Annotated in this window: 8 protein-coding genes; 4 read left to right on the forward strand and 4 right to left on the reverse strand. The window is 66.2% G+C overall.

From position 1 onward, the window contains the following. Positions 1 to 86 precede the first annotated feature (86 nt). From KAY22_RS19900 to bchF, 4 genes are all read right to left on the reverse strand, one after another. Entirely contained in the window at positions 87 to 1,475 is a 1,389-nt protein-coding gene (locus tag KAY22_RS19900) for a cobaltochelatase subunit CobN (RefSeq protein ID WP_366514114.1), read from the reverse strand. After that, on the reverse strand, positions 1,465 to 3,012 hold the full coding sequence (gene bchB, locus KAY22_RS19905; protein WP_296624998.1) for a ferredoxin:protochlorophyllide reductase (ATP-dependent) subunit B: 1,548 nt from the start codon (positions 3,010 to 3,012) through the stop codon (positions 1,465 to 1,467). Before bchB ends, KAY22_RS19900 begins: the two co-directional genes overlap by 11 nt. A gap of 106 nt (positions 3,013 to 3,118) precedes the next feature. Beyond that, complete coding sequence (locus tag KAY22_RS19910) at positions 3,119 to 4,399, reverse strand: ferredoxin:protochlorophyllide reductase (ATP-dependent) subunit N (protein WP_296624999.1); 1,281 nt, start codon at positions 4,397 to 4,399, stop codon at positions 3,119 to 3,121. Continuing rightward, the gene (gene bchF, locus KAY22_RS19915; RefSeq protein WP_296625000.1) at positions 4,396 to 4,905 is read right to left on the reverse strand and encodes a 2-vinyl bacteriochlorophyllide hydratase; all 510 of its coding nucleotides are present in this window, start codon (positions 4,903 to 4,905) and stop codon (positions 4,396 to 4,398) included. The genes KAY22_RS19910 and bchF overlap by 4 nt, the downstream gene beginning before the upstream one ends. 356 nt (positions 4,906 to 5,261) lie before the next feature. On the opposite strand from bchF, the gene KAY22_RS19920 reads away from it, so the two are divergent. The 4 genes from KAY22_RS19920 to KAY22_RS19935 all read left to right on the forward strand — a co-directional run bounded on the left by KAY22_RS19920 (position 5,262) and on the right by KAY22_RS19935 (position 9,753). Beyond that, positions 5,262 to 6,023, forward strand: a complete 762-nt coding sequence (locus KAY22_RS19920; protein WP_296625001.1) for a B12-binding domain-containing protein — start codon at positions 5,262 to 5,264, stop codon at positions 6,021 to 6,023. A 122-nt stretch (positions 6,024 to 6,145) separates the two neighbouring features. Further along, entirely contained in the window at positions 6,146 to 7,486 is a 1,341-nt protein-coding gene (gene ppsR / locus KAY22_RS19925; protein ID WP_296625004.1) for a transcriptional regulator PpsR, read from the forward strand. Between the two features lie 57 nt (positions 7,487 to 7,543). Beyond that, positions 7,544 to 8,452, forward strand: coding sequence for a chlorophyll synthase ChlG (chlG, locus tag KAY22_RS19930; protein WP_296625002.1), 909 nt, complete (start codon positions 7,544 to 7,546; stop codon positions 8,450 to 8,452). Next, positions 8,449 to 9,753, forward strand: a complete 1,305-nt coding sequence (locus KAY22_RS19935; protein WP_296625003.1) for a BCD family MFS transporter — start codon at positions 8,449 to 8,451, stop codon at positions 9,751 to 9,753. Before chlG ends, KAY22_RS19935 begins: the two co-directional genes overlap by 4 nt. The last annotated feature ends 40 nt before the right edge of the window (positions 9,754 to 9,793 follow it).

The raw sequence follows: 9,793 nt of genomic DNA on the forward strand, positions 1-9,793 counted from the left end.
TGAAAATTACACCAATGCCGGGGGGAGTGGCCCTCGGGCTACGCCCTCACGCCACTCCCCCCGGCATGTAACACGATGGCCTGGTTTTACGCCGCCGAATGGCCGACTTTTGCTCCGCCGTTGACAGTCGCTCCGGCATTGGGCGGGAAGTTGAACAGCACGATCGCGAGCTTGCGCGCCGCCCGCTCCGAGCGACGCAGTGCGGCCAGCTTCGCGACCTTGTCCGCCAGCGCCTCGGCACGTTCGGGGCAGGATTGCATCTCGCGCGTCAGCGCCGCAGCGGGGAAAGTGCAGCCGCGCCCGCAGCCGGTGCAGGGCTCGCCCGATCCGTCCGCGCGCCCGCCGAACACGCTGGGCAGGATCGCGCCGTCGATCTCGGGAATCGCGACCATCATGGTGGCCTCGATCGGCAGCAATCCCTGGCGGCTGGCACCCCATTGCTGGAGCGACTGGAACTCGATCGGATGCGCCGCGACATAAGGAACGTCGAGTTCGGCCAACATCGCTTCCGCTGCGGCTGCATCGTTATAGGCGGGGCCGCCGACAAGGCTGAAGCCGGTCAGCGATACGACCGCATCGACCGTCGCGCGCCCGCCGACCATGAAGAACCGCTCGATCGCCGGGCGGGAGTCGAGTCCGCCTGCGAAGGCGGGGATCACCCGCAGCCCACGCGCTTCCATCGCTGCGATGACGCCGTCATAATGGCCTGTGTCGCGGCTGAGCAGGTAGGAGCGCAGCATCAGCAGGCCGACCGTGCCGGTGGTTCGCTTCGCCGTGGGGAGCGCCTCGATCCGGTCGGTCATCCGTTCGGCGAGTCGGGGGTGGTACAGTCCGACATCAGGATAATCGCGCGGGCTTTCGGCGCGCGTCGCGTGGCCGGCATAGCGATGGGCCAGTGCGCGGACCATGCCGACGACATTGTCGTCCGATCCGGCGAGCCAATATTGCAGCGTCAGGAAATAGGCACGGACGTCCTGCGCTGTGCCGGGAATGAAGCGCAGCATCTTGGGCAGGCGGCGCAGCATCTTCATCTGCCCCGCGCCCGACGACCCGCCCGACTTGGACGACCCGCGCAGCCGCTTGAGCAGCGCGAGCGGCCCCTTGGCGGGCCTGTCCATGCGATAGTCGCCCAGCCGCGTCAGCCTGACGATCTCGCTGCCCGACATCAGGCCGACCATTGCCGCGCAGGCCTCGCGCCGCGCCTCGAGTGCGGGCAGAACCGCCCGGATATGATCGTCGAGGAACAGCATCGATGCGATGATGATGTCGCCGCGCGCGATGTCGGCGAGGCAAGCGGTAAGGCGGGTCGGATCGCGGTCCCAATCGGCGGCAGCATGGAAGCCGATCGTGATGTCGGCCCCGTCTGCGGCGAACCGCGCCGCTGCGCGCTCGGCGGCGCCCGACAGATGATTGTCGAGCGTGACGATCACGACCCGGAGAGCGGCCTGGCGGGGATGTGCGCTATTAGCGGGCATAATGCGCCTTCGCATCGTAGAGCGTGTCGAGGGTGATCGTGGCGAGGCCACGTTCGGCGGCGAATTTCTCGGTGTTCCGCCGCGCTTTGCCGCGCACGAAGAAGGGGATCTTCATCAGTTCGCGCTCGGCCTCGGCAGCCCAGCCACCCTTGGTCTCCATCGATGCCTCCGGCACGGCTTCGGCGCGCGGCTCGGGCACGGAAGCCGCAGGGGCGCCATGGCCAAGGTGGCTCGCGCCGTGCGCATCGGAAAATTCGAAATCGTCCCGGAACATCGTCAGCAGATGCTCCTCCAGCCCCATCACCAGCGGATGGACCCAGGTGTCGAACAGCACGTTCGCGCCCTCGAACCCCATTTGCGGGCTATAGCGCGCGGGGAAATCCTGAACGTGGACCGGCGCGGAGATCACCGCGCAGGGAATGCGCAGCCGCTTGGCGATGTGCCGCTCCATCTGCGTGCCGAGCACGAGTTCGGGCTGGAGGGCCTGGATCGCGTCCTCGACGGCGAGATAATCGTCGGTGATCAGCGGTTCGACGCCGTAGCGCGCCGCGGCCTCGCGCAGGTCGCGCGCGAATTCGCGATTATAGCAGCCGAGCCCGACGACCTCGAAGCCGAGTTCGTCGCGCGCCACGCGGGCTGCGGCGATGGCGTGGGTCGCATCGCCGAAGATGAAGACGCGCTTGCCGGTCAGATAGGTCGAGTCGACCGAGCGGCTCCACCAGGGCATATTCGACGTGTCGAGCGCTGCAGCGGGGTCGATGCCGGCAAGGGCTGCGACTTCGGCGATGAAGTCGCGGGTGGCGCCGTAGCCGATCGGCACGGTCCGTACCGTCTTCTGACCATAGGTGCGCTCGAGCCAGCGGCAGGTGGTATCCGCGATCTCGGGATAGAGGCAGATGTTGAAGTCCGCGTGCGCCAGCCGTGCGAGGTCGGCGGGCGTCGCACCCAGCGGGGCCACGACATTCACGTCGATACCGAGCACGCCGAGCAGCCGGCTGATCTCGATCACATCGTCGCGGTGGCGAAAGCCGAGCGCGGTCGGGCCCAGGATATTGGCTGACGGGCGGACCCCGTCCGGGCGGGGGGCTTTTGCGACGCCTGCGCACATCCGGCGCACGAGCTGGTAGAAGGTCTCCGCCGCGCCCCAATTCTCCTTGCGCTGATAGCTCGGCAGTTCGAGCGCCACGACGGGGCAGGGGAGGCGCATCGCCTCGGCCAGGCCCGAAGGATCGTCCTGGATCAGCTCGGCGGTGCAGGATGCGCCGACCAGCATCGCCTGTGGCTGGAAGCGCGCATAGGCATCGCGCGCCGCCTGCTGGAACAGCTCGGCGGTGTCCTTGCCCAGGTCGCGCGCCTGGAAGGTGGTGTAGGTGACCGGCGGGCGCTTGCCGCGCCGCTCGATCATCGTGAACAGCAGGTCGGCATAGGTGTCGCCCTGCGGCGCGTGGAGGACGTAATGAACCCCCTGCATCGCGGTCGCGATCCGCATCGCGCCGACATGGGGCGGGCCCTCATAGGTCCAGACGGTCAGTTGCATCGCCTGTCCTCCAGCCCATTCGCCTCAAGCGTCGTCGAGCAAGGCCGATCAGCCACCAGGGATCGCGTCCGGACGTCGCCCGAAGCGAAAGGAGGCTGTTGGCTGTTCATAGCTTCAGCACATCTCGACGCCTCAGCGGGCGCGCGAAAAGTTCAGCGAGATCGCCGGCCTGGTCGAAGCCATGGATCGGCGAGAAGACCAGTTCGATCGCCCATTTCGTCGTCAGCCCCTCGGCCTCGAGCGGATTGGCGAGACCGAGGCCGCACACCGTCAGGTCAGGCCGGGCGGCGCGAACGCGGTCGAGCTGACGGTCGACGTCCTGGCCTTCGCTGATGAGCGTTCCTTTGGGCAGGAGCGCCAGTTCCTGTGCGAGGTGGCGGCGGTGGAGATAGGGCGTGCCCACTTCGACCGGCTCCATGCCCAGCTCTGTCGCGAGGAAGCGCGCCAGCGGCACTTCCAGCTGCGAGTCCGGGAGGAAGGTTATGCGCTTGCCGGCGAGTTGTGCCTGGCTGTGCTCGATGGCCCGCTTCGCGCGCTCGCGTCCGGGCGCGATCACGCGGCGGAAGTGCATCTCGTCCACACCGAACGCGGTCGCTGCGGCGTGCAGCCAACTGGTCGTCCCTTCCGCGCCGAAGGGGAAGAGCGCGTCGAGCCGGGTCGCACCGCGATCCTCCAGCGCCCGGGCGGTTTCGCCGAGGAAGGGCTGCGCCAGCAGGAAGCGCGTATCGGGGCCGACCGGCGGCATTGCTCCGGCACGGCGTGCGGGGAGCATGTGGACATGCGCGATGCCCAGCTCGGCGAACAGGCGCAGGAACTGATCCTCGACCACGTCCGGCAGCGCGCCGACGATCATCAGGCTCGATACCCCTGTCGTGTCGGTGGGCAGATCGGCCACCAGCGCGGTGAGGCAGGCATCCTCGCCTTCGGTGAAGGTCGTCTCGATGCCGCTGCCGGAATAGTTCAGGATCTTGGTGGTGCCGGCATGTTTGGTCGAGAGGCGTGCGGCGGCCCGCGACAGGTCGAGTTTGATGACCTCCGACGGGCAGGAGCCGACAAGGAACAGCAGCTTGATGTCGGGCCGGCGCGTGAGCAGCCGGTCGACCACGCGGTCGAGCTCTTCGTTGCAATCGGCGAGGCCCGCCAGGTCGCGCTCCTCGATGATCGCGGTACCGAAGCGCGGCTCGGCGAAGACCATCACGCCCGCTGCCGATTGCAGCAGATGGGCACAGGTGCGCGAGCCGACGACGAGGAAGAAGGCGTCCTGAACCTTGCGGTGCAGCCAGATGATTCCGGTCAGCCCGCAGAAGACTTCCCGCTGTCCGCGTTCGCGCAGCACCGGGGCGGCATCGCATCCCAGCGTCGCGGCGGAGGGCGGGGGAGGCGTCATGCTTCGAGCGCCATTTGCGACGGGGCGCTAAGGCGCGCTGCGCGGAGCTTCAGCAGGAATTGCGCGGCGTTGACGACGTAGCTCGCATAGGCGGCCAGCGCGAGCAGCATCAGCCCGCGTTCGCTGCCGAGCCCCGCGATCAGCATCACCAGATAGGCGGTGTGCAACGCCAGGACGAGCATGCTGAACACATCTTCCCAGAAGAAGGCGGGCACGAACAGCCATTTGCCGAACACGACCTTTTCCCAGATCGAGCCGGTGATCATGATCGCGTAGAGCAGCAGCGTCTTCACGACGATCGAGACGGTGGCCGTGAGAGCCCCTTCGCCGGTGACGAGGTAGCGCAGGATCAGCATCAGGCTGACGAAGAAGACGAGAAACTGAAGAGGGGCGAGGATGCCCTGCACGAGTGTCCAGCGCGTCGAGTCACGCCGCTGGCGCTGTTCGATCGTGTAAAGCGGAGCGGCTCCCCCTCCGTTTGCGGAATATGCGTCGTTCGACCGCATCGCCCCGTCGTGCCCTTCTCCAATGAGATGCCAAGCTACGACCAACTGGCCAAATGTGTCAAACTAAAATGACGTCCAATATTTTGGACATTTTTTGTCAAACGTTCACTGCGAGGTTGCTACGCATCGCCAACAGGCATAGTGTCCCGAGTCGTGGGGGTGCCAGATCGCAGTTCCACCAACTGCCTGCGTGAGGCATCAACCAGCGAGAGGGACGGGCTATGGCGTCGTTAGCGCCTCGAGATCCTCAGGCCGTTCCAACCGAACTCGCTCGGTCAATGTCGCGACTTGCGCCTGACGCTCTCCAACTTGCCAAGTTCCGGACGGAAGCGAGCGCGGCGGCGTGTGATCGCTCCTTGTCCACCCTGATCGAGAACGAGATCATTCCCCGGCTGATGATCGCGCATGCCGTCGGCGCCCCCGACTCCGCCGAAGGCAGGGCCGTCGCCGGTGATATCGAGACGCTGGCGCGTCTGGCATTGCAGGTTAATGCCGATGCGCTCCTGAGACATGTCGATGCGATCCTCGCACGGCGGGTTTCGGTCGAAACGATGATGGTCGACCTGATCGCACCGGCGGCGCGCCTGCTCGGCGTCTATTGGGAAGAAGACCGGTGTAACTTCGTCGATGTCACGATGGGGCTCTGGCGACTGCAGGAGGTCGTTCGCGAGGTCGCGGCGCGCATGCCGTTCGACCGCCGCCTCGCCGCCGGCGGACGGCGCGCGCTGTTCGCGGCGATACCCGGGGATCAGCACACATTCGGCGCGATCATGATCGATGAGGTCTTTCGCCATAATGGCTGGATGACCGACCTGCTGGTGGACTGTGCGACGCCCGAGCTCCTCCGCTGCATCAGTGGCGAGTGGTTCGACCTTGCCGGATTGACGGTCAGTTGCGACTCCCATATCGCCGCGCTTCCATCGATTATTTCTGCGCTGCGGAGCGTTTCCCGGAACCCCGGTCTGTGCATCATGGTTGGGGGAAGGGTGTTCGCCACCGACCCCGACCTCGCGCAGCGGGTCGGAGCAGATGGTACCGCCCGTGACGCGAAGCTTGCCCTGAAAGTGGCTGCGGATCTTGTCCGTGTCCGCGAAGGGAATATTTCTGCTTGTAGCTGATATTGTTTTCTGGAAAGCGACGCTCGTCGATGACCACGCCTGTCGCCCTGCCCCTGAAAACCGCTTTTGCGCGGCCTGATATGATGCCGGGCCCCCTGTCGGCAGCGGACTCCGCTGTGCTGATGTCCGCCGTGGGAGACGTGACCTTCATATTGTCGGGCACGGGACTCGTTCTCGACGTTGCCGTATCGCAGGCGGGTCTCGCAAATTACGGCTTTGCCGGGCTGATAGGCGAGGCATGGATCGACACGGTGACGATCGAGAGCCGGCCGAAAATCCAGGAAATGTTGTCGGACGCCGCCGTCGCGGAATCCGCTCCGCGCTGGCGTCAGGTCACTCACCCATCCGCCAGCGGCGACGTGCCGATCAGCTATCTGACGATGGCCGTGGGCGATGGGGACCGTTTGATCGCTGTCGGTCGCGACATGCGAGAGGCGGCGGCGATGCAGCAGCGTCTGCTTCAGACCCAGCAGTCGCTCGAACGTGACTATATTCGACTGCGCCAGATCGAAACCCGCTATCGCCTGCTGTTCGACATGTCTTCGGAGCCGGTCCTGATTGCCGATGCTGCGACCAGACGCATCCGCGAGGCCAACCCCGCAGCGCACCGCCTGCTCGATGCGGCGGAGGGGGCGCTGGTCGGCAAGGCCCTGGCGACGATCGTCGATCAGCGCGACCGCGACGACTTCATCGCCTATCTCGGGGCCTCCGAAGCGACCGACGATCTGGTGCCCGCGACGCTCCGCCTCGCCAAGGCGCGCGGCGAAGCGCGGATTTCGGCGCGGCTCTTCCGGCAGGCACGCTCTCCGCTGATGCTCGTCCGCGTCGCCATGGCCGATCGGGGTACGTCCGACCATCCCTATGATGCGGCGCTCGGTGCGGTGGTCGACCGGATGCCGGACGCCTTCGTGCTGGTCGATCGGGAACTGAGCGTGTTGGCGGCCAACACCGCCTTCGTCGAACTTGCCGAGATGCCTTCGCTGGAGCGCGTGACCGGTCAGAACCTGGGGAACTGGCTCGGCCGGCCCGGGATCGACCTCGATCTTATCTTGAGCCAGCTGCGCGAACATGGCTGGGTCCGCAATGTCCCGACGATCCTGCGCGGCCTGACCGGCGGTGAGGAGGAGGTCGAACTGGCTGGCGTAGTGGCGCCCATGGGCGACAGCGAATGCTATGGCTTCACGATCCGCGCGGTCGCACGCCGGCTCGATGTGGTGGCGTCCGTGCCGCGCGACACGCCGCGTTCGGTCGAGCAGCTGACGGAGCTGGTCGGCCGCATGCCGCTCAAAGACATCGTGCGCGAATCCACGGACCTGATCGAGCGGCTGTGTATCGAAGCGGCGCTTGCCTATACGTCGGACAATCGCGCCTCGGCGGCCGAAATATTGGGCGTCAGCCGTCAGAGCCTCTACTCGAAGCTGCATCGTCACCGGCTCGGCAATCTCGTCGGCGGGCACGACTGATCTGCTGAGCGTCAATTTGGTTTGACGCCTGCACATGTCAGTTCTAGCGTTCCGAATATGGAGCGCACGAAGATTCCTCGTATCGCGACGCCGGTCCCCGATCTGCGCGATGTGCTGGAATTGCTCAAGCCGGTAACCTGGTTTCCGCCGATGTGGGCTTTCCTCTGCGGCGTGGTGTCGTCCGGGGTGCCCCTCGTCGATCGCTGGCCGTTTCTTCTGGCCGGCATCATGCTGGCCGGACCGTTGGTCTGCGGAACGAGCCAGGCGGTAAACGACTGGTTCGATCGCCATGTCGATGCGATCAATGAGCCGGAGCGGCCAATCCCTTCAGGGCGGATCGCGGGCCAGTGGGGGCTGTGGATCGCGTGCATCGGCACGATCCTCTCCATGCTGGTGGCATGGGCGACGGGCGCGTGGATCTTCGCTGCAACCTGCCTAGGTCTGGCCTGCGCTTGGGGGTACAGTGCGCCGCCATTTCGCTTCAAAACCAGCGGTATTTGGGGCCCGGCGGTCGTCGCGCTGACCTATGAAGGACTGACCTGGTTCACCGGCGCGAGCGTGATGGCCGGCGCCTTGCCGCCCACGCATGTGCTGATCATCCTGGCGCTCTACAGCGTAGGCGCTCACGGCATCATGACGCTCAACGATTTCAAGGCGATCGAGGGCGATCGCGCGACGGGCCTGCGCTCGCTCCCGGTCGTGCTGGGAGTCGGGCGCGCCGCACAGCTGGCGTGCATGGTAATGGCGGTGCCGCAGGCAATCGTGGTGCTGCTGCTGGCAAGCTGGCACCATATGCTGTCCGCAGGCATCGTTGCAGCCTTGCTTGGGGGGCAGCTGGTGCTGATGCGGCGCCTGCTGTCCGATCCTCGCCGCCATGCGCCCTGGTATAATGCCACGGGAACGACGCTCTATGTGCTCGGCATGCTCGCGGCCGCGCTGGGTCTCGGTGGGGTGATAGCGCTGTGAAACCGCTCGGCTGGCTCGGGATCATTCGCCTCGGGCTGGTGCAGAGTGCGATCGGTGCCATCGTCATGCTGGCGACGTCGCTGCTGAATCGCGTCATGGTCGTCGAATATATGCTGCCGGCAGCCCTGCCGGCCGGGCTCGTCGCGTGGCACTATGCGGTTCAGCTCTCACGCCCCGTGTGGGGGCATGGCTCGGATCGCGGGCGGCGGCGCACGCCCTGGATCATCTTCGGAATGGTTACATTGGCGGCGGGTACGCTGCTGGCTGTCAATGCAATCGGCCTGCTCGCGATACGGTCGGTGTGGGGATATGCGCTGGCCCTGTTGGGCTTCTCCCTGATCGGAGCGGGTGTGGGGGCGGCGGGTACGTCGCTGCTGGCGCTGCTCGCCACGCGCGTTGCGCCGGAACGGCGGGCGGCGGCGGCGTCGATGACGTGGACCATGATGATCGCCGGCATCGTCGTCACGGCCGGCATAGCCGGCGGGCTGATCGATCCCTTTTCGCTGTCGCGGCTGGCGATGGTGGCCGGCGGGGTCGTCACGGCCGCAGTTCTGATTGCAGTCGCGGCGGTGTGGCGCGTGGAAGGTAAGCCGGCTCCGGTAACGCCAGAACCCGCTGCGTCAGGTCCCGATCCCGCTTTCGGCCCCGCGTTGCGCGAGATGTGGAGCGATGGTGCCGCGCGCCGCTTCACCATCTTCGTCTTTCTGTCGATGCTGGCCTATTCGATGCAGGATCTGATCCTGGAGCCTTTCGCCGGATTGCTGTTCGATTTCACGCCGGGACAGTCGACCAAATTGTCGGGCGTACAGCATGCGGCGGTTCTCGCGGGGATGATCCTTGTAGGTTTCGGTGGTGGCGCGTTCGGTGGTCGGAGCCCGGAGGGGCTGCGGATTTGGACCGCCGGTGGTTGCATCGCATCGGCAGGGGCTCTTATCGGGCTGGCGATCGGCGCGCGATCCGGATCGGGCTGGCCTTTGACGGCCAATATCGCCTTGCTGGGTTTCGCCAATGGCGTGTTCGCCGTAGCCGCCATCGGGGCGATGATGGGGCTGGCCAGCAGCGCCAAAGGGCGCGAGGGCATCCGCATGGGGGTGTGGGGCGCTTCGCAGGCGATTGCGTTCGGATTGGGCGGCATGCTGGGGGCCGTGGGCATCGATGTCGGACGCGCGCTCACGGGATCCATACCTGATGCGTTCACGACCGTGTTCGCCGTAGAATCCCTGCTGTTTTTCATCGCCGCAGGCCTCGCGCTTCGCCCCCAGCGGAACGCCACCATATCGAGAATGGCCAGGGCAGCATGACCTTCGACTGCGTCGTCGTCGGCGGCGGGCCGGCTGGGGC

The sequence above is a fragment of the Rhizorhabdus sp. genome, from assembly GCF_018006725.1.
Classification (GTDB): Bacteria; Pseudomonadota; Alphaproteobacteria; order Sphingomonadales; family Sphingomonadaceae; genus Rhizorhabdus.